This is a genomic window from Pseudomonas sp. LBUM1652 (assembly GCF_059716105.1).
The window spans coordinates 4,280,437-4,299,184 of sequence record NZ_CP166804.1; the positions used below are offsets into that span (position 1 = coordinate 4,280,437).

Annotated in this window: 16 protein-coding genes; 8 read left to right on the forward strand and 8 right to left on the reverse strand. The window is 59.3% G+C overall.

Going from position 1 to position 18,748, the window contains the following annotated elements:
• The first annotated feature begins 23 nt into the window (after nucleotides 1–23).
• Nucleotides 24–287 carry a DUF4404 family protein gene (locus ACA069_RS19240; protein WP_187677540.1) on the forward strand — a complete coding sequence of 88 codons (264 nt, stop codon included), beginning with the start codon at nucleotides 24–26 and terminating at the stop codon, nucleotides 285–287.
• A gap of 65 nt (nucleotides 288–352) precedes the next feature.
• Here the strand turns inward: ACA069_RS19240 and queF are convergent, their stop codons facing one another.
• Nucleotides 353–1,183 carry an NADPH-dependent 7-cyano-7-deazaguanine reductase QueF gene (gene queF, locus ACA069_RS19245; RefSeq protein ID WP_187677539.1) on the reverse strand — a complete coding sequence of 277 codons (831 nt, stop codon included), beginning with the start codon at nucleotides 1,181–1,183 and terminating at the stop codon, nucleotides 353–355.
• Between the two features lie 61 nt (nucleotides 1,184–1,244).
• Nucleotides 1,245–1,778: a copper-resistant cuproprotein CopI gene (gene copI, locus ACA069_RS19250; protein WP_401266200.1), complete on the reverse strand. Its 534-nt coding sequence runs from the start codon at nucleotides 1,776–1,778 to the stop codon at nucleotides 1,245–1,247.
• A gap of 169 nt (nucleotides 1,779–1,947) precedes the next feature.
• Here copI and ACA069_RS19255 point away from each other — a divergent pair, with 169 nt between their 5' ends.
• Both ACA069_RS19255 and ACA069_RS19260 read left to right on the forward strand, forming a co-directional pair.
• On the forward strand, nucleotides 1,948–2,628 hold the full coding sequence (locus ACA069_RS19255) for a heavy metal response regulator transcription factor (protein ID WP_187677537.1): 681 nt from the start codon (nucleotides 1,948–1,950) through the stop codon (nucleotides 2,626–2,628).
• A complete protein-coding gene (locus tag ACA069_RS19260) occupies nucleotides 2,628–3,977 on the forward strand; it encodes a heavy metal sensor histidine kinase (RefSeq protein WP_497614977.1) in 1,350 nt (449 codons plus the stop codon). Before ACA069_RS19255 ends, ACA069_RS19260 begins: the two co-directional genes overlap by 1 nt.
• A 53-nt stretch (nucleotides 3,978–4,030) precedes the next feature.
• Here the strand turns inward: ACA069_RS19260 and ACA069_RS19265 are convergent, their stop codons facing one another.
• From ACA069_RS19265 to ACA069_RS19275, 3 genes are all read right to left on the reverse strand, one after another.
• Entirely contained in the window at nucleotides 4,031–5,275 is a 1,245-nt protein-coding gene (locus ACA069_RS19265) for a lipoprotein-releasing ABC transporter permease subunit (protein WP_401266196.1), read from the reverse strand.
• A gap of 63 nt (nucleotides 5,276–5,338) precedes the next feature.
• On the reverse strand, nucleotides 5,339–6,022 hold the full coding sequence (gene lolD, locus ACA069_RS19270) for a lipoprotein-releasing ABC transporter ATP-binding protein LolD (RefSeq protein ID WP_187677534.1): 684 nt from the start codon (nucleotides 6,020–6,022) through the stop codon (nucleotides 5,339–5,341).
• Between the two features lie 7 nt (nucleotides 6,023–6,029).
• Nucleotides 6,030–7,280, reverse strand: coding sequence for a lipoprotein-releasing ABC transporter permease subunit (locus tag ACA069_RS19275; protein WP_489880941.1), 1,251 nt, complete (start codon nucleotides 7,278–7,280; stop codon nucleotides 6,030–6,032).
• A 94-nt stretch (nucleotides 7,281–7,374) separates the two neighbouring features.
• Here ACA069_RS19275 and ACA069_RS19280 point away from each other — a divergent pair, with 94 nt between their 5' ends.
• Nucleotides 7,375–7,956, forward strand: a complete 582-nt coding sequence (locus ACA069_RS19280; protein ID WP_489880940.1) for a PilZ domain-containing protein — start codon at nucleotides 7,375–7,377, stop codon at nucleotides 7,954–7,956.
• A gap of 14 nt (nucleotides 7,957–7,970) precedes the next feature.
• Complete coding sequence (locus ACA069_RS19285) at nucleotides 7,971–8,693, forward strand: glycerophosphodiester phosphodiesterase (RefSeq protein WP_305438872.1); 723 nt, start codon at nucleotides 7,971–7,973, stop codon at nucleotides 8,691–8,693.
• Nucleotides 8,694–8,735: 42 nt separating this feature from the next.
• Here the strand turns inward: ACA069_RS19285 and sthA are convergent, their stop codons facing one another.
• Together sthA and ACA069_RS19295 are read right to left on the reverse strand one after the other, a co-directional pair.
• Nucleotides 8,736–10,130, reverse strand: coding sequence for a Si-specific NAD(P)(+) transhydrogenase (sthA, locus tag ACA069_RS19290; RefSeq protein ID WP_007984277.1), 1,395 nt, complete (start codon nucleotides 10,128–10,130; stop codon nucleotides 8,736–8,738).
• A gap of 197 nt (nucleotides 10,131–10,327) precedes the next feature.
• The gene (locus ACA069_RS19295) at nucleotides 10,328–11,377 is read right to left on the reverse strand and encodes an FAD:protein FMN transferase (protein ID WP_489880939.1); all 1,050 of its coding nucleotides are present in this window, start codon (nucleotides 11,375–11,377) and stop codon (nucleotides 10,328–10,330) included.
• A 53-nt stretch (nucleotides 11,378–11,430) separates the two neighbouring features.
• Between ACA069_RS19295 and ACA069_RS19300 the strand changes: the two genes are divergently transcribed.
• On the forward strand, nucleotides 11,431–12,732 hold the full coding sequence (locus tag ACA069_RS19300) for an MFS transporter (RefSeq protein WP_497614981.1): 1,302 nt from the start codon (nucleotides 11,431–11,433) through the stop codon (nucleotides 12,730–12,732).
• Between the two features lie 165 nt (nucleotides 12,733–12,897).
• Here ACA069_RS19300 and ACA069_RS19305 read toward each other — a convergent pair whose 3' ends face one another.
• Nucleotides 12,898–14,361, reverse strand: coding sequence for a glyceraldehyde-3-phosphate dehydrogenase (locus tag ACA069_RS19305; protein ID WP_187677529.1), 1,464 nt, complete (start codon nucleotides 14,359–14,361; stop codon nucleotides 12,898–12,900).
• Nucleotides 14,362–14,715: 354 nt separating this feature from the next.
• Here ACA069_RS19305 and mfd point away from each other — a divergent pair, with 354 nt between their 5' ends.
• Both mfd and ACA069_RS19315 read left to right on the forward strand, forming a co-directional pair.
• Nucleotides 14,716–18,165 carry a transcription-repair coupling factor gene (gene mfd, locus ACA069_RS19310; RefSeq protein WP_187677528.1) on the forward strand — a complete coding sequence of 1,150 codons (3,450 nt, stop codon included), beginning with the start codon at nucleotides 14,716–14,718 and terminating at the stop codon, nucleotides 18,163–18,165.
• A gap of 10 nt (nucleotides 18,166–18,175) precedes the next feature.
• The gene (locus ACA069_RS19315; protein WP_187677527.1) at nucleotides 18,176–18,742 is read left to right on the forward strand and encodes a CsiV family protein; all 567 of its coding nucleotides are present in this window, start codon (nucleotides 18,176–18,178) and stop codon (nucleotides 18,740–18,742) included.
• Nucleotides 18,743–18,748 lie beyond the last annotated feature (6 nt).

The window sequence follows — 18,748 nt, forward strand, 5'->3', positions numbered from 1 at the left end:
CCTCTCGATAAAAGGAAAACACCATGCCCGCCCAAGAATTGCAGAAACAGCTAGATACCCTGCGCGAGCAGTTGGAACAGAATCCGCCACTGACTGAAGCCGAGCGGGAAGATCTGCATACGCTGATGCAGCAGATCGAGTTGGAGCTTGAACTCGAAACCAAGACCCAGGATGCCAGCCTCGCTGATGGCGTGAACCTGGCCGTCGAACGCTTTGAAGTCGAACACCCTGCCATTGCTGGCACGCTGCGCAACATCATCAATACACTGGGCAGCATGGGGATCTGATTCCCGCCGAAACGCAAAAAGCCCTGCCATCACTGACAGGGCTTTTTTATTTCTGCCTGTAGGTCTTACTGGCGAACCAGACGGTGGTTCGGCAGTTGCAAACTCTCAGTGCTGCGATACGGGTTGATATCCAGCCCGCCACGACGCACATACCGCGCAAACACCGTCAACTTCTCCGGTTTCAGCAAGCGCTGCAGATCGAGGAAGATCCGCTCGACACACTGCTCATGGAAGTCCGAGTGTTGGCGGAAACTGACGATGTACTCCAGCAGACTGGCATGATCCAGCGCCGCGCCGCGATATTCCACCACCACACTGCCCCAGTCCGGCTGACTGGTCACCGGGCAGTTGGATTTGAGCAAGTGGCTATGCACGCTCTCCTCCACAACCTTCGAATCATCACAACGCAGCAGTTCCGGACGCGGATGCTCGTAGTTGCTGACGCTGATATCCAGATCGTCGATGCACACACCCGGCAACGCCACGACACCTTCGGCTTCCACGTCTTTAAGACTGCGAACCCGCACGCCCACCGGTTTGCCGGCAGCGGCAGACAGATCCTTGACCAGCGTCGCTTCCAGGCTGGCAACATCAGCGAACGGCGTCTGGTTCAGCGAGTTCAGGTACAGCTTGAACGACTTCGACTCGATGATGTTCGGCGAATCCGCCGGAATGCTGAACTCGCCGATGGCCACCACCGGTTTGCCCGACGGCAACAGCCACGACAGTTCGAAGCAGTTCCAGAAGTCCACGCCCTTATAAGGCAGGGTGTCGGCGGTCAGGCCCAACTCGGCCCATTTCGCGGTGCGCGGGATCGGGAAAAGCAGAGACGGTGTGTACGTGGCGATGTATTCGCTGGATTTGCCCAGCGGCGAATGTTCGGCTGCGGGATGCATGGCGGAAACCTGACTGAATAATCAGCGGATTCTACCAGCCTTTGCCCGCGCCTTTGAGTGCTTACTGACTGACAGTCAGTTTGCCGACCATGCCCGCCTGATAATGACCGGGGATATTGCAGGCAAATTCCAGGCTGGTTGCTTTACTGAAGGTCCAGGTCAGCTCGGCGGTTTTGCCCGGCTCGACCAGCACACTGTTCGGGTCGTCATGCTTCATGCCATGGCCCATCGCAGCGTGATCCATGCCCGCCATATCGTGGGACATTTCTTTCATACCGGTAGGCGTGAGCATGCCACTTTGCTGCATATGCAACATTTCCTGCTGATGCTCGGCGTGCATCGCCGCGTCACCGAGGTTGAATTCGTGTAGCAATTGACCTTTATTCACCAGCACAAAGCGAACGGTCTCACCGGCCTTGATCTGAATGGTTTTCGGATCGAACGACATGTCGCCCATCACCACTTCGATGCTGCGCGTGGCGTTGGCCGCAGGCGCCGATTGGCCAAAGTCGTAGGTGTGTGCCGGCCCTGCCCAAACGGGCGAGCTCAGCGCCAGCAAACACGCGGCCAAGGCCAAAGGTTTGCGCATAAACATAGTCGTACTCCCACAAGATAAGGTTCAGCCTGTGGGAAACTCTAGCGCGCCTGCGCTGGCATCTACCTGACAGGCAGATTACAACTTTGTCAGGTTGGGATTTGTCGCCTGCTCTCACGTTATAAAGCCAGAGTTCCTAAAATCCGAGTTCCTACACACCGAGTCGCCCATGAAACTGTTGATCGTCGAAGACCAAGCGAAAACCGGCCAATACCTGCGTCAGGGCCTGACCGAGGCCGGTTTCAACACCGAACTGGTGGCCGACGGCGACAGCGGCCAGCAATTGGCCCTGAGCGGTGATTACGCGCTGTTGATCCTCGACGTGATGCTGCCAGGACGCAATGGCTGGCAGATCCTGCAAGCGGTGCGCAGTGCCGGGCTCGATACGCCGGTACTTTTTCTGACGGCCAAAGACACAGTGGAGGACAGAGTGCACGGCCTCGAACTCGGTGCCGACGACTATCTGGTCAAACCTTTCGCCTTCTCCGAACTGCTGGCCCGGGTGCGCAGCCTGTTGCGCCGTGGCAGCGCCGTTGCTGTGGAAACCAGCCTGCAACTGGCCGACCTGCGCCTTGATCTGATTCGACGCCGGGTCGAACGCAGTGGCCAGCGCATCGACCTGACTGCCAAGGAGTTCGCCCTGCTGGAGATGCTTCTGCGCCGCCAGGGCGAAGTGCTGCCTAAATCGCTGATCGCCTCGCAAGTCTGGGACATGAATTTCGACAGTGACACCAATGTCATCGAAGTAGCCATCCGCCGACTGCGCCTGAAGATCGACGACGAATTCCCCAACAAACTGATCCACACCGTGCGCGGCATGGGTTACGTGCTTGAAGAGCGCTCAGCCTGATGCGCCGGTTGTCCCTGAGTTCGCGCCTGGCCTTGTTGTTTGCCGCTTGTACCGCCGTGGTTTCGCTGTTTGCCGGGGTGCTGTTCAATCGTGCCAGCGAGGCGCACTTCATCGAACTCGACCAGCAACAACTGGACAGCAAACTGATCGGCCTGCGCCGGGCCCTGCAGGATGTTCAGCCCAGTGAAAGCCAGGCACGACTGGCCGATGAGCTGAGCCGGCAGGCTGATCTTTCCCTGCGTATCACCGGGGCCCAGGGGCAGCGCTGGTTCGACAGTTCGCCCCGCATACCGCAAGACTTGCCGCGAAAAAATGGTCTGTCGACCATCAGCGATGACGGCGCCGACTACCGCGTTCTCAACGCCCCGCTCTACCCGGATAAAACCGACTCGCCACAATTGACGCTGTTACTGGACATCACTCATCACCAACACTTCCTGCAACGTATGCAGCATTTGATCTGGCTGACCGTCGGATTGTCAGCACTGGCCACCGCGCTGCTGGGCGCTTGGGCAGCACGCAGCGGTTTACGACCGTTGCGGCGCATGAGCGCAGTAGCCCGTGGGATTTCGGCGCAGTCGCTCAATGCCCGACTGCCGGAAGCGCAAATGCCGCCAGAGCTTGCGGAAATGGCCCACAGCTTCAACGCCATGCTCGGACGCCTCGACGACTCGTTTCAGCGGCTTTCGGCGTTTTCGGCCGACATCGCCCATGAACTGCGCACGCCGTTGTCGAACCTGCTGACCCACACCCAAGTCACCCTCACCCGCCCACGGCCGATTGAGGATTACCGCGAAGCGCTGCACAGCAATCTCGAAGAACTGCAATGGATGGCGCAACTGGTCAACGACATGTTGTACCTGGCCAAGGCCGATCACGGTTTGTTAATGCCCAAGCGTGAGCCATTGGAGTTGGCGGACGAAGCGGAGGCGCTGATAGAGTTTTTTGCGCCCTTGGCTGAGGACGCAGGGGTGACACTGACTCGTGAAGGGCATGCACGAATCGAAGGTGATCGCAGCATGTTGCGCCGGGCCTTGTCGAACTTGCTGGATAACGCGCTGCGGTTTACGCCGACTGAAGGTGTGGTGCGCTTATCAATCCTCGATCAAGCGAACGCAGTGCGAATATCCGTCGAGAACAGTGGTGAAGGGATTTCGGCAGACCAGTTACCGAGGTTGTTCGACCGGTTTTATCGGGCGGATCCGGCGCGGCAGGAAGGCAGCAGTGAACATGCGGGGTTGGGGCTGGCGATTACTCAATCGATTGTCCGGGCCCATGGTGGGCAGATTCATTGCGAATCGGCTGAGGGCTGGACGCGGTTTGTGATTGAGTTGCCTAAGGAAGACTGAGGCCAGCAGTACAGGCCTCATCGCGGGCTTGCCCGCGATGGCGTTTTCAGAGTTTACGAATATCTCAGCGCATGAGCAGGCTCGATCTTCGCCGCCCGCCACGCTGGATACACCGTCGCTAGGAAGCTCAGAATGAACCCGGCGGAGCAGATCAACAGCACATCACCGCCCTGCAATTCCGACGGCAGATTGCTGACGAAATACACATCCGAACTGAAAATGTGTTGCCCGGTCACCCGCTCAACCCAGCCCACCAGTTCGCTGACATTCAGCGCCGCGATCACGCCCAGCACGCCGCCAATCAACGTCCCGACAATCCCGATCACCGTGCCCTGCACCATGAAAATCGCCATGATCTGCCGGGGTGTAGCGCCGATGGTACGCAGGATTGCGATGTCCGCACCCTTGTCGTTTACCACCATGATCAAGGTCGCGATGATGTTGAACGCCGCCACCGCGACGATCATCAGCAACAGCAGACCGATCATGGTTTTTTCCATTTTCATGGCGCTGAACAGGCTGCCCTGAGTGTGGGTCCAGTCGTCAGCCTTGAAGTCGGCACCGAGGCCGGCGGCGATGTCCGAGGAGACTTTCGGCGCGGCATACAGGTCTTTCACCGCCAGACGCACGCTCTGCACCTGATTCGGTTCCCAATGCTGCATTGTCGCAGCATCGGCCATGTGGATCAGGCCCATCGAGCCGTCCAGCTCAGCGCCGACCTTGAACACGCCGACCACGTTCAGGCGCTGCATGCGCGGCGTGATGCCGCCCGGCGCGGTGCTGACTTCCGGTACGATCAGGGTGATTTTGTCACCGACATTCAGACGGAAACGACGCGCGGTGATTTCACCGATCACCACGCCGAATTCGCCCGGCTTCAGAGCATCGAGACGCCCCTGAACGATGTGCTGGGCAACAATCGACACCTTGCCTTCCTGGGCCGGATCGATGCCGCTGATCTGGATCGGCTGCATCAGGCCTTTGTAGGAGAGCATGCCTTCCATTTCCGTGAACGGCACGGCGGCGGTGACTTCTGGGTTTTTCATGGCAGCGGCAGCCACGGGCTGCCAGTCATCAATCGGTTTGACGCCGACGATGGTCGCGTGCGGCACCATACCGAGGATGCGCGAGCTCATTTCACGCTGGAAGCCGTTCATCACCGACAACACCACGATCATCGCCAAAACGCCGAGGGCGAGGCCGATCATCGAGGTCATCGAAATGAACGAAACAAAGCGATTGCGGCGCTTGGCGCGGGTATAGCGCGTGCCGATAAAGATCGATAACGGTCTGAACATTCGCTGGGGCACCGTATAAAAATAAAAGACCCGACGCCTTTTCAGACGTCGGGTTTCAGCCAATCAGATGGGCGTCAGGCAACCTTCCTGCAAGTGCAGGACGCGATCCATCTGGCGAGCCAGGTTCATGTCGTGAGTCACCACCAGGAACGCCGTGCGCATCGAGGTGCTGAGTTCCAGCATCAAATCCTGAATGCCCTGGGCGGTGTGGGAGTCGAGGTTGCCGGTCGGCTCATCGAGCATCACCAGACCCGGCTTGTTCACCAGGGCACGGGCGATGGCCACACGCTGACGTTCACCACCGGACAGTTCCGCCGGCTTGTGCTCCAGGCGATGGCCCAGCCCTACCCGCTCCAGCAATGCCGTGGCGCGCTGACGGGCTTCCGGGATCGGCGTCGTGCCGATCAGCAGCGGCATGCAGACGTTTTCCAGCGCAGTGAATTCCGGCAGCAGGTGGTGGAATTGGTAAACGAAACCCAGCGCGCGGTTACGCAGCAGACCACGTTTCTTCTCGCTCAGGGCCGACAGCTCTTCACCGTCAAGCCAGACGCTGCCCTTGGTTGGCGTATCGAGGCCGCCCAACAGGTTGAGCAAAGTACTTTTGCCCGATCCCGAGGTGCCGACAATCGCCACTCGCTCGCCGGGGTGCAACTCCAGTTGCAGACCGGCCAGCACTTGCACCGACTCCGGGCCTTCCTCGTAGGATTTGCCCAGGTTGCGGCAGCTCAAGATTGCTTTTTCACTCATGCCCGACTCACTCATAACGTAGCGCCTCCGCCGGCTGGGTGCGCGCGGCACGCCAGGCGGGATACAGGGTGGCGAGGAAACTCAAGATCAACGCAGCCGCGCAAACCATGACCACATCCTGGCTCTGCACCTGCGACGGAAGATAATCAATGAAATACACGTCAGCATTAAGGAATTTGTGGCCGATCAGCCCTTCGAGAGCCGAAATCGCCGCGCTGACGTTGAGCGCAGCGAAGATCCCGACCACCGCGCCAATCGCCGTACCGACTACGCCGATGACCGTGCCTTGCACCATGAACGTACGCATGATCGTCCCAGGCGTGGCGCCGAGGGTGCGCAGAATGGCGATGTCGCCCTTCTTGTCGTTCACCACCATCACCAGCGTGGAAATGATGTTGAACGCCGCCACCGCAACGATCAGCAGCAACAGCAGACCGATCATGGCTTTCTCCATGCGGATGGCCTGATACAGGTTGCCGTGGGTACGGGTCCAGTCGCGGGCGTAGTAATGGTCTTCGCCGAGCTGCTGGGCGATATTCCAGGCTACGCGTGGTGCCTGAAACAGATCATCGAATTTCAAACGGATGCCCTGCACCTGATCAGGCTTCCAGCGATGCATTTTCGCCAGATCCTGCAGGTTGGTGACGCCCAGATAACCGTCGAGCTCGCCGGCGCCGACATGGAAAATGCCGACCACGGTGAAGCGCTTCATGCGCGGAAACATCCCGGCCGGGGTCACACTGACCTCCGGTGCGACAAAGGTGATCTTGTCACCGATGCCCACGCCCAGCTTGGTCGCGGCCTTGTCGCCAATCACGATGCCGAAGCTGCCCGGCGTCAAATCGTCGAGTTTGCCCTGCTTCATGAAGTTGTCGATGATCGACACATTGCGCTCAAGCGCAGGGTCGATGGCGTTGAGCAACACCTTGGACACCTGACCGTTGTTGGTCAGCAGGCCCTGCATCTGGGTGAACGGCGCAACCGCCGTCACCTGCGGGTTCTGCTTGACCCGGGTGGCCAGGCTTTGCCAATCGTTGATCGGCTCAGTGGACTCGATGGTCGCGTGGGGCACCATGCCCAGCACACGGGTGCGCATCTCATGATCGAAGCCATTCATCACCGAAAGCACGACGATCATTACGACCACGCCAAGGGCGAGCCCGATCATCGAAGTCAGGGAAATGAATGACACAAAATGATTGCGACGCTTTGCACGGGTATAACGCGTGCCGATAAATACGAAGAGAGGTCTGAACATGTCGGGGCTTGTTCGGAGGGAAAAGGAACGTCCTTGTGGCGGGGGTCGATAACCAGCTTTACACTCAGACCACCGCCGCTACCATGGGTTCGCCATGTCGACATTAGATGAAGAAGATCGCCGCGAATACTACCGTATCGAGGACACGATCGCACTGGAAATTCGGCCCCTGTCCGCTCCCGAAGCCGCAGGCCAGGAAGTGTTGCAGGATGCTTCCCCACTCTTCAACCTGCTCAGCGAACTGCACCTGAGCGAATTCGAGTCGCAGCACCTGTTACGCCAGATCAGCGAGCGCGATCGGGCCATCGCCGCGTTCCTGAAATCCCAGAACAAACGTATCGACCTGCTCAGCCAGGTGGTCGCGCTGACCGTGCTCGGCCATATCGGCGAACCGCAACCGGTGATCATCTCCGAAGGCGGGATCGACTTTCAGTATCCGACGCCAATCGCTACAGACGCGCATCTGTCGGTGAAACTGGTGCTGATGCCGCAAGCGTTGGGCCTGCTGTTGCGCGCACGCGTCACCCATTGCGACCGCAAGGGCGACGGCTATGACGTCGGCACCGAGTTCGAACACCTCACCGATGCCCAACGCCAACTGCTCGCTCGTTATATCTTGCAGAAGCAGGCCCAGGAACGACGTCTGGCCCGCGAACAGAACGAATCAGGCATTTAAATTAAGGAAGAACCGTGACCCTCATCTACGGCCACCGCGGCGCCAAGGGCGAAGCACCGGAAAATACCCTGAGCAGTTTTCAGGAATGTCTCAAGCACGGCGTGCGCCGCTGCGAACTGGACTTGCACCTGTCCAAGGACGGCGAGTTGATGGTCATCCATGACCCGACCCTCAAACGCACCACCGAGCGTCGCGGCAAAGTCGTCGAGCACAGCGCCGCCGAACTGGTGACGTACGACGCGCGCAAGGGCGGCCCGGGCTGGATCAAGCCGTGCCCGATTCCGACGCTGGAAGAGCTGTTCGAAAAGTGTGATTTCGAGCACTGGCAGCTTGAAGTGAAAAGCGCCTCACGCACCCGCGCCGCAACCACGGTGCTGGCAATTCGTGAAATGGCTCAGCGCCACGGTCTGCTGGACAAGGTGACGATCACCTCGAGTTCGCGCGAAGTGCTGAAAGCGGCGCTGGATCTGGTGCCGGACGTGTCGCGCGGACTGGTAGCCGAGTACGCCTGGCTCGACCCGTTGAAGGTCGCCCAGAGCTATGGCTGTGAGATTCTTGCGCTGAACTGGACGCTGTGTACGCCGGAACGCCTGCAGAAGGCGCAGCGTCAGGGGCTGCATGTGTCGGTGTGGACCGTCAACGAGCCTGCGCTGATGCGCAGACTCGCCGACTTCGGCGTTGACAGCCTGATTACAGACTTTCCCGGTTTGGCCACTGCCACCCTCGAGAATTGCTGAAATCGGTCTCCCCGGCCGGCTCAGGCCACCGGCCGGAGCCCGTCAAAAAAGCCGGTTGAGGCCATCGTACGCCGCTACCCGATAGGCTTCGGCCATGGTCGGGTAGTTGAACGTCGTGTTGACGAAGTATTTCAGAGTGTTCAACTCGCCCGGCTGGTTCATGATCGCCTGACCGATGTGCACGATCTCCGACGCCTGATAACCGAAGCAGTGAACGCCCAGCACTTCCAGGGTTTCACGGTGGAACAGGATCTTCAGCATGCCTTGCGGCTCGCCGGCAATCTGCGCCCGCGCCATGCTCTTGAAGAATGCCTTGCCGACTTCGTACGGCACTTTGGCCTGGGTCAGTTCCTGCTCGTTCTTGCCGATCGAGCTGATCTCCGGAATGGTGTAAATGCCGGTCGGCACGTCATTCACAAAGCGCCAGCTACCGTTATCAACGATGCTGCCAGCAGCCGAACGGCCCTGGTCGTGGGCGGCACTGGCCAGGCTCGGCCAGCCGATCACATCGCCAGCACCGTAGATGTTCGGCACGCAGGTGCGATAAGCCTCGTCGACTTCGATCTGGCCACGGCTGTTGACCTTGACGCCGATGTTTTCCAGACCTAACTGATCAGTGTTACCGGTACGGCCGTTGCACCAGAGCAAGGCATCGGCCTTGATCTTCTTGCCGGACTTGAGGTGCAGGATCACCCCGTTGTCCACGCCTTCGACACGGTCGTAGTCTTCGTTGTGGCGCACGGTGATGTTGTTGTTGCTGAAGTGATAGCTCAACGCCTGGGAGATTTCCGAGTCGAGGAAGCTCAGCAACTGACCGCGGTTATCCACCAGTTCAACCAGTACACCCAGACCGCTGAAGATCGAGGCGTATTCGCAACCGATCACGCCGGCGCCGTAAACGATCAATTTGCGCGGGGTGTGGCCGAGGCTGAGGATGGTGTCGCTATCGTAGATACGCGGATGGTGGAAATCGATGTCCGCCGGGCGATACGGGCGCGAACCGGTGGCGATGATGATGTGCTTGGCCACCAGCTTCTCGACCACGCCGTTGGCGCAGACCACTTCGATGGTTTGCTCATCGGCGAAGCTGCCGGTGCCGAAAAACACGTCGACGCGGTTACGGGCGTAGTAGCCGGTGCGCGAGGCGACTTGTTTGGAGATGACTTTCTCGGCGCTTTTCAACACGTCCGGGAAGGAGAACCAGCGTGGCTCGCCGATGGCCCGGAACATCGGGTTGGTGTTGAACTGCATGATCTGCCGCACCGAGTGACGCAGTGCCTTGGACGGGATGGTACCGAGGTGGGTGCAGTTGCCGCCGACCTGACGACGGCTGTCGACCATCGCGACCTTGCGCCCTGCTTTGGCGGCGTTCATTGCCGCGCCTTCTCCCGCCGGGCCGGAACCCAGCACCACCACGTCGTAGTTGTAGACAGCCATGCGTACTCCTCAGAACAGGCCGCGGTGCCAGCAGCACCTGCGGCTAAATCACGCCGAACGGCGGCGCGAAGGAACAATTGGGGGCCAGTGATGAACCCGGACACAGTCTATAGAAGCGTCAACGCCGCGCACATTAACCCTTGGTCGCGTCGTAGGCTACTTTTGCCTGCACTACAACGCCAGCTTTCGTATTGTCCTCAGTCAGTTTTTACGCCACTGAACCGCTCGAAAGCCTTGCTGGTGCGGATAACAAAACCTGTATCGGCACGAATCACAAAGAATGCACCAATGTCGTGTTTTTCGGCATAGTCCCAAGCCCTTTCAGGCCCGAGAATCAGCAACAGCGTCGATAGTCCATCGGCCATCAACGCTGAAGGATGAATCACCGTGACTGACGCAAGATCATGTAGGACAGGTGCGCCGCTACGCGCATCGAAGGTGTGGGAATAGCGCCGGCCATCTCGCAGGAAATAGTTGCGGTAATCGCCGGAGGTGGAAACGCCGTAGCCATCGACATTGATGATGCGCTCGGCGACTCGCTGATCATCGCGGGGCTCTTCCAAGGCAATGCGCCATGGTGAGCCATCGAGTTTTTTGCCCTTGGCCTTGAGCTCTCCCGTGGCTTCGGCGAGGTAATCGTGGATGCCCATGGCGTCGAGTCGTGCGGCAATCCTATCGACGGCATAACCGGCGGCAACGCTGTTGAAGTCGACTTCAACCGCGGCGTCCTTGCACAACTGATCGCCATCGATTCGCAGATGCTGATGACCGACCCGTTGCAGCACCTCGGCCAATGCAGCAGCACTTGGGACTTTTTCTTCGCGACCTTGCGGGCCGAAGCCCCAGAGATTCATCAGCGGTTCGACGGTGAGGTCGTAGGAACCTTCGCTTTGCTCTGACAGCTGTTCACCGATCCGAACCAATTCGAGTACAGAAGCGGGCATCTTCTGACAACTGTTGGCGGGCAATGCGTTGAATTGCTCGATGTCCGAATCGCTGCGATAAGTGGACATATGCCGATCGACTTCGGCGAGGATGCCCTCCACTTCGCGGCGAACTTGTGCAGGATCAGCAAGACCTGCATGACGTACGTATTTGATCGAATACGTGCTGCCCATGGTCGGACCGCCAATGCTCTCCATGGAGTCGCCATTGCCGCAGCCGGACAAGACGACCGCCAACACCACAACGCCCTGCCACCGTCCAGTTAACAATTCTTCATCTCCCCGCAAAAGCACGCCGGCCATTATGGGATACGAGCGAAACGCTTTCTTACAAGATTTAAAGTGAGTATCCAGAAATGTCTTCAACGACCGGCAAAGGCAAGGCGATTTTTCGCGTTGTCAGCGGCAATTTTCTCGAAATGTTCGACTTCATGGTCTACGGCTTCTACGCCACGGCGATCGCCAAGACTTTCTTCCCTACCGATAGCGCCTTCGCCTCCCTGATGCTTTCGCTGGCAACCTTCGGTGCCGGTTTCCTGATGCGCCCACTCGGCGCAATCTTTCTGGGCGCCTACATTGACCGCCATGGCCGTCGCAAGGGCCTGATCATCACTCTGGCGATGATGGCCGCCGGCACCGTGTTGATTGCCTGCGTCCCAGGCTACGCGACGCTCGGTGTCGCCGCACCCTTGCTGGTGCTGCTTGGCCGCTTGCTGCAAGGGTTCTCGGCGGGGGTTGAACTGGGCGGCGTCTCGGTTTATCTGGCGGAAATTTCCACGCCGGGCCGCAAAGGCTTTTTTGTCAGTTGGCAGTCCGCCAGCCAACAAGCGGCCGTGGTGTTCGCCGGCCTGCTCGGCGTCGGTCTCAACCACTGGCTGAGCCCGGAGCAAATGGGCGATTGGGGCTGGCGCGTGCCGTTTCTGATCGGCTGCATGATCGTGCCGGTGATCTTCGTGATTCGTCGCTCGCTGGAGGAAACCCCGGAATTCCAGGCGCGCACGCATCGCCCTACTTTGCAGGAAATCGTCCGCTCGATTGGCCAGAATTTCGGTATCGTCCTCGCCGGCATGGCGCTGGTCGTGATGACCACGGTGTCGTTCTATCTGATCACTGCCTACACCCCGACTTTCGGCAAGTCTGAACTGCATTTATCGGATCTGGATGCGTTGCTGGTGACGGTGTGCATCGGCCTGTCGAACTTCTTCTGGCTGCCGGTGATGGGTGCGGTGTCTGACAAGATCGGACGCAAACCCCTACTGCTGGCAGCGACGATTCTGGCGATTCTGACCGCTTACCCTGCCCTTTCGTGGCTGGTGGCGAACCCGAGCTTCAGCCATTTGCTGATCGTGGAGCTATGGTTGTCTTTCCTTTACGGCTCGTACAACGGCGCGATGGTGGTGGCGCTGACCGAGATCATGCCGGTAGAAGTGCGTACAACCGGGTTCTCGCTGGCCTACAGCCTGGCTACGGCGACCTTCGGTGGTTTTACACCGGCAGCGTGTACTTATCTGATTCATGTGCTGGGCAACAAGGCTGCGCCGGGGATCTGGCTCAGCGGTGCGGCGGTATTGGGGTTGATTGCGACGCTGGTGTTGTTCCGGGGCAACAAGCATGAACTGCGCACTGCGCAAGCGGCTATTGCTGGCGGCGCCCGATAGGACGCCATCGCGAGCAGGCTCGCTCCCACAGGGGATTTGTGAACGACAAAGATCCAGTGTGGGAGCCAGCCTGCTGGCGATGAGGCCGGAACAGGCAACAGAGATTTACCAGGCATAAAAAAACGCCCCGACCAAAGTCGGGGCGTTTTCATTTGCAGCTAAGGCTTAGCGCGGGAATGCTGGCGGGTTTACACCGGCCATGTCTTCCATCACGCGAACAACCTGGCAGCTGTAGCCGAACTCGTTGTCGTACCAGACGTACAGAACAACGCGGTTGTCCTGAACGATGGTCGCTTCAGCGTCGACCACACCGGCGTGGCGCGAGCCAACGAAGTCGGTGGATACCACTTCCTGCGAATTGACGAAGTCGATTTGCTTATGCAGATCGGAGTGCAGCGCCATGTAGCGCAGGTACTCGTTCATCTCTTCACGGGTAGCGGCTTTCTCAAGGTTCAGGTTGAGAATAGCCATCGACACGTTCGGCGTCGGAACACGGATCGCGTTACCGGTCAGCTTGCCGGCCAGCTCAGGCAGAGCCTTGGCAGCAGCGGTGGCAGCACCGGTCTCGGTGATTACCATGTTCAGCGCAGCGGAACGACCACGGCGATCGCCCTTGTGGAAGTTGTCGATCAGGTTCTGGTCGTTGGTGTACGAGTGAACGGTTTCGACGTGACCGTTGATGATGCCGAACTTGTCATTCACAGCCTTCAGCACCGGCACGATGGCGTTGGTGGTGCAGGAAGCAGCGGACACGATCTTGTCGTCAGCGGTGATTTCACCGTGGTTGATGCCGTGAACGATGTTCTTCAGCTTGCCCTTGCCAGGCGCGGTCAGAACAACGCGGTCGATACCCGGGCACGCCAGGTGCTGACCCAGGCCATCAGCGTCACGCCATACACCGGTGTTGTCCACCAGCAGCGCGTCTTTGATGCCGTACTGGGTGTAATCCACCTCGGTCGGGTTCTTCGCGTAGATCACCTGAATCAGGTTGCCGTTGGCGGTGATGGTGTTGTTTTCTTCGTCGATGGTGATGGTGCCGTTGAACGAACCATGTACCGAATCGCGACGCAGCAGGCTGGCGCGCTTGGTCAGGTCGTTGTCGGCGCCTTTGCGCACCACGATGGCCCGCAGACGCAGACCGTCGCCACCACCGGTTTTCTCGATCAGGATGCGCGCAAGCAGACGGCCGATACGACCGAAGCCGTAAAGTACAACGTCAGTGCCTTTGCGGGCCGAAGCGTTTTGCTGGCCAACCACGTCAGCCATTTCTTCGCGGACGAACTGCTCGGCAGTGCGGCCATTGGCTTCGTTGCGGAATTTGAACGCCAACTTGCCCAGATCCACCGAAGCCGCGCCGAGCTTGAGCTCGCTCATGGCTTTGAGCAGTGGGAATGTTTCGTGGACGGAGAGTTCGCTATCGTCGGAAGAACGATGGCGAGCAAAGCGGTGAGCTTTGAGAATCGCGATGACAGACTGGTTGATCAGGCTGCGGCCATAGATCGAGCTCACCACGTTGTTATTGCGGTAGAGCTGACCGATAAGCGGGATCATCGCTTCTGCGAGTGCTTCACGGTCGATCCATTCACCAAGACACTGGTCGGGCTTCTGAGTCACGGGAACCTTCCACATGTAGGGGCAGAAAAAAGGGGCTACATTATGCCGCCGCGAGCCTCTTGTAGCAATGCGCGCTTGTCGCGCAATCGGTAACAAAATTCCGTTCAAAAAAATTACGCCCCTCGCCAGCCCAGTAAAACCGGGGCCTCCAGCACAGTCAATTTTTCGACGACTGTTAGACGATGTCTGTAACCCTCCGTAACACCACCCCGTTTCGGCACTACATAACCCCAAAAAAAGTGCTCTTTTTTATGGTTACCACTACATTTTGCGCAAACAGTGAAGATAGACGCAGTCTGCAACTGACAGGCAGCATCGGACGCCGCTACAATTACCGACTTTGTCGCAACGCCTGGAGCTCAACCTTCCGTGCCTGTTCTGCGTCTACCGCTTCTCCCTGCCGAGGCAGGTAAACAGCACTGGGGCAATCTGCCCGGTGCCGCCCTGAGCCTGGCGATTGCCGAGGCTGCCAGCGCTGCCAAGCGCTTCACCCTGCTACTGACCGCCGACAGCCAGAGTGCCGAACGGCTGGAACAGGAGCTGAGTTTCTTCGCCCCGGATTTGCCCGTTCTGCATTTCCCCGACTGGGAAACCCTGCCGTACGACCTGTTTTCGCCGCACCAGGACATCATTTCCCAGCGCATCGCCAGCCTGTACAGGCTGCCGGAACTGGCGCATGGCGTACTGGTGGTGCCGATCACCACGGCCCTGCATCGTCTGGCGCCGACCAAATTCCTGCTCGGCAGCAGCCTGGTACTGGACGTCGGCCAGAAGCTCGATGTCGAGCAAATGCGTTCGCGACTTGAAGCCAGTGGCTATCGCTACGTCGACACCGTTTATGAGCACGGTGAATTCACGGTTCGCGGCGCGCTGATCGATCTCTTCCCGATGGGCAGCAAGCTGCCGTATCGCATTGACCTGTTCGATGACGAAATCGAAACCCTGCGCACCTTCGATCCGGAAAACCAGCGCTCCATCGACAAGGTCGATTCGGTCAAGCTGCTGCCGGCACGTGAGTTCCCGCTGCAAAAAGATGCGGTCACTCGCTTCAAGGCGCGTTTCCGCGAGCGTTTTGACGTCGACTTCCGGCGCTGCCCGATCTTTCAGGATTTGAGCAGCGGTATCACCCCGGCCGGTATCGAGTACTACCTGCCGCTGTTCTTCGACGAAACCTCGACCCTGTTCGATTACCTGCCCCAGGACACGCAAGTGTTCTCGCTACCGGGCATCGAACAAGCGGCAGAGAACTTCTGGAACGACGTGCGTAACCGTTATGAAGAGCGCCGCGTCGATCCATCGCGTCCTCTATTGCCTCCTGCGGAATTGTTCCTGCCGGTGGAAGACTGCTTTGCACGACTCAAGAACTGGCCACGCGTAGTTGCCAGTCAGCAGGACGTGGAAACCGGGGTCGGCCGCGAACGCTTCCCGGCGCAGGCACTGCCGAACCTGGCAATCGAAGCCAAAGCCACACAACCGTTGGCGGCACTTTCGACCTTCCTCGACGAATTCCCTGGCCGCGTATTGTTCACCGCCGAATCGGCGGGCCGTCGCGAAGTCCTGCTGGAGTTGCTCGAACGCTTGAAGCTGCGGCCGAAAACCGTCGACAGCTGGCCGGACTTCGTCGCGAGCAAGGATCGCCTGGCGATCACCATCGCCCCGCTCGACGAAGGCTTGATGCTCGACGATCCGGCGCTGGCACTGGTCGCGGAAAGTCCGTTGTTCGGTCAACGCGTGATGCAGCGTCGTCGCCGCGAGAAGCGTGCCGACGGCAACAACGATGCGGTGATCAAGAACCTCACCGAGCTGCGTGAAGGCGCACCGGTGGTGCACATTGACCACGGCGTCGGTCGTTATCTGGGCCTGACGATTCTGGAAATCGACAATCAGGCTGCCGAGTTCCTCACGCTCGAATACGCCGAAAACGCCAAACTCTACGTGCCGGTCGCCAATTTGCACTTGATCGCCCGTTACACCGGCAGTGACGATGCGCTGGCCCCGCTGCACCGCCTCGGCTCCGAGACCTGGCAGAAAGCCAAGCGCAAAGCCGCTGAACAGGTGCGTGACGTCGCCGCCGAACTGCTCGACATTTATGCCCGCCGCGCCGCTCGCGAAGGCTATGCGTTCGCCGACCCGAAGGCCGACTACGCAACGTTCAGCGCAGGCTTCCCGTTCGAAGAAACCCCGGACCAGCAGTCCACCATCGAAGCCGTGCGCGAAGACATGCTCGCGCCGAAACCGATGGATCGTCTGGTCTGCGGCGACGTTGGTTTCGGCAAGACCGAAGTGGCCATGCGTGCGGCGTTCATCGCCGTGCACGGCGGCCGCCAGGTGGCGATTCTGGTGCCGACCACCCTGCTCGCTCAGCAACACTACAACAGCTTCCGCGACCGCTTCGCCGACTGGCCGGTGACCGTGGAAGTGATGAGCCGCTTCAAATCTACCAAGGAAGTAAATGCTGCAATCGCTGATCTGGCAGAAGGCAAGATCGACATCGTCATCGGCACGCACAAGCTGCTTTCCGACGATGTGAAGATCAAAAACCTTGGCCTGGTAATCATCGACGAAGAACACCGCTTTGGTGTGCGCCAGAAAGAACAGCTCAAGGCCCTGCGCAGCGAAGTCGACATCCTCACCCTGACCGCTACGCCGATTCCGCGCACGCTGAACATGGCGGTGTCGGGCATGCGCGACCTGTCGATCATCGCTACGCCACCGGCCCGACGCCTGTCGGTGCGCACCTTCGTTATGGAACAGAACAAGAGCACGGTCAAAGAAGCCCTGCTCCGTGAACTGTTGCGTGGCGGTCAGGTTTACTACTTGCACAACGATGTGAAGACCATCGAGAAATGCGCCGCCGATTTGGCCGAACTGGTGCCGGAAGCGCGGATCGGCATCGGCCACGGGCAGATGCGCGAGCGCGAACTCGAACAGGTGATGAGCGACTTCTATCACAAGCGCTTCAACGTGCTGATCGCCTCGACCATCATCGAGACCGGCATCGACGTGCCGAGCGCCAACACCATCATCATCGAGCGCGCCGACAAGTTCGGCCTGGCGCAACTGCACCAGTTGCGCGGTCGCGTGGGGCGTAGTCACCACCAGGCTTACGCGTACTTGCTGACGCCGCCGCGCCAGCAAATCACTTCGGACGCGGAAAAACGTCTGGAGGCGATTGCCAATACCCAGGATCTCGGCGCCGGTTTCGTGCTGGCCACCAACGATCTGGAAATCCGTGGCGCCGGCGAATTGCTTGGCGATGGCCAGAGCGGCCAGATTCAGGCTGTGGGCTTTACGCTGTACATGGAAATGCTCGAGCGCGCGGTGAAGTCAATCCGTAAGGGCGAGCAGCCGAACCTCGATCAACCGCTCGGCGGTGGCCCGGAGGTCAACCTGCGGGTTCCGGCACTGATTCCGGAAGACTATCTCCCGGACGTCCACGCCCGTCTGATCCTGTACAAGCGCATCGCCTCGGCCACCGATGAGGAAGGCCTGAAGGATCTGCAAGTGGAAATGATCGACCGCTTCGGCCTGCTGCCGGAACCGACCAAAAATCTGGTGCGCATCACGGCCTTGAAACTGCAGGCCGAACAGCTGGGCATCAAGAAGGTCGATGGCGGCCCGCAAGGTGGCCGTATCGAGTTCGCCGCGCAGACGCCGGTCGACCCGATGACCTTGATCAAACTGATCCAGAGCCAGCCCAAACGCTACAAATTCGAAGGCGCCACGATGTTCAAGTTTCAGGTGCCGATGGAGCGCCCGGAAGAGCGCTTTAATACTGTAGAGGCGCTGTTCGAGCGCCTCATTCCGAAAACTGCTTGAAGGACGCCGCATGCGCCTGTTTCGCTCACTGACTTTGCTACTGACTTTGGTAGCACCCACGGCGTTTGCCGATGACACGTATCAGGTCGAAATGATTCTGGTCCGTCAGAACGCTGTACCCGCCATTGTCAGCCGCGCCGCGCCGGAAGACTGGGCCGCCGGCGCACAACGACTTGGCGATGAAACCAAGCGCACGCCCGCACTGGGTGAAGTTGCCGCAAAACTCACTGCCAGCGGGGAGTACAGCGTGTTGATGCACAAGGCCTGGCAGCAAACCCTTGGCGAGGCACCTGCGAAAGTAGCGGTCAGCGACGGCCAGGAACAGTTCGGCCAGTTCCCGATCGAGGGCACGCTTGAGATGAAACTCGGGCGTTTCACCGACGTGGCTGCCGACTTCTGGGTCAATCAGATCGACAGCAACGGTATGGTCACCGCCAGTGAGCGCCTGAAACAGGACAGTCACACCAAAAACGGCCAACTCAATTATCTCGACAACGGCCACCTGGCCCTGCTGATCAAGATCACTTCCCTGACGGCGCCTGCGCCACGGGAAGCGCCTGAAGCCATTCCGGACTGACCGAAG

What these genes read in the sequence shown, in the direction of transcription:
- ACA069_RS19260 (WP_497614977.1), top strand. Translation starts at nt 2,628, where the DNA reads ATGCGCCGGTTGTCCCTGAGTTCGCGCCTGGCCTTGTTGTTTGCCGCT.
- ACA069_RS19280 (WP_489880940.1), top strand. Translation starts at nt 7,375, where the DNA reads ATGTCGACATTAGATGAAGAAGATCGCCGCGAATACTACCGTATCGAG.
- ACA069_RS19315 (WP_187677527.1), top strand. Translation starts at nt 18,176, where the DNA reads ATGCGCCTGTTTCGCTCACTGACTTTGCTACTGACTTTGGTAGCACCC.
- ACA069_RS19265 (WP_401266196.1), bottom strand. Translation starts at nt 5,275, where the DNA reads ATGTTCAGACCGTTATCGATCTTTATCGGCACGCGCTATACCCGCGCC.
- ACA069_RS19240 (WP_187677540.1), top strand. Translation starts at nt 24, where the DNA reads ATGCCCGCCCAAGAATTGCAGAAACAGCTAGATACCCTGCGCGAGCAG.
- ACA069_RS19275 (WP_489880941.1), bottom strand. Translation starts at nt 7,280, where the DNA reads ATGTTCAGACCTCTCTTCGTATTTATCGGCACGCGTTATACCCGTGCA.
- ACA069_RS19305 (WP_187677529.1), bottom strand. Translation starts at nt 14,361, where the DNA reads ATGTGGAAGGTTCCCGTGACTCAGAAGCCCGACCAGTGTCTTGGTGAA.
- ACA069_RS19300 (WP_497614981.1), top strand. Translation starts at nt 11,431, where the DNA reads ATGTCTTCAACGACCGGCAAAGGCAAGGCGATTTTTCGCGTTGTCAGC.
- ACA069_RS19295 (WP_489880939.1), bottom strand. Translation starts at nt 11,377, where the DNA reads ATGGCCGGCGTGCTTTTGCGGGGAGATGAAGAATTGTTAACTGGACGG.
- lolD (WP_187677534.1), bottom strand. Translation starts at nt 6,022, where the DNA reads ATGAGTGAAAAAGCAATCTTGAGCTGCCGCAACCTGGGCAAATCCTAC.
- copI (WP_401266200.1), bottom strand. Translation starts at nt 1,778, where the DNA reads ATGTTTATGCGCAAACCTTTGGCCTTGGCCGCGTGTTTGCTGGCGCTG.
- ACA069_RS19255 (WP_187677537.1), top strand. Translation starts at nt 1,948, where the DNA reads ATGAAACTGTTGATCGTCGAAGACCAAGCGAAAACCGGCCAATACCTG.
- queF (WP_187677539.1), bottom strand. Translation starts at nt 1,183, where the DNA reads ATGCATCCCGCAGCCGAACATTCGCCGCTGGGCAAATCCAGCGAATAC.
- sthA (WP_007984277.1), bottom strand. Translation starts at nt 10,130, where the DNA reads ATGGCTGTCTACAACTACGACGTGGTGGTGCTGGGTTCCGGCCCGGCG.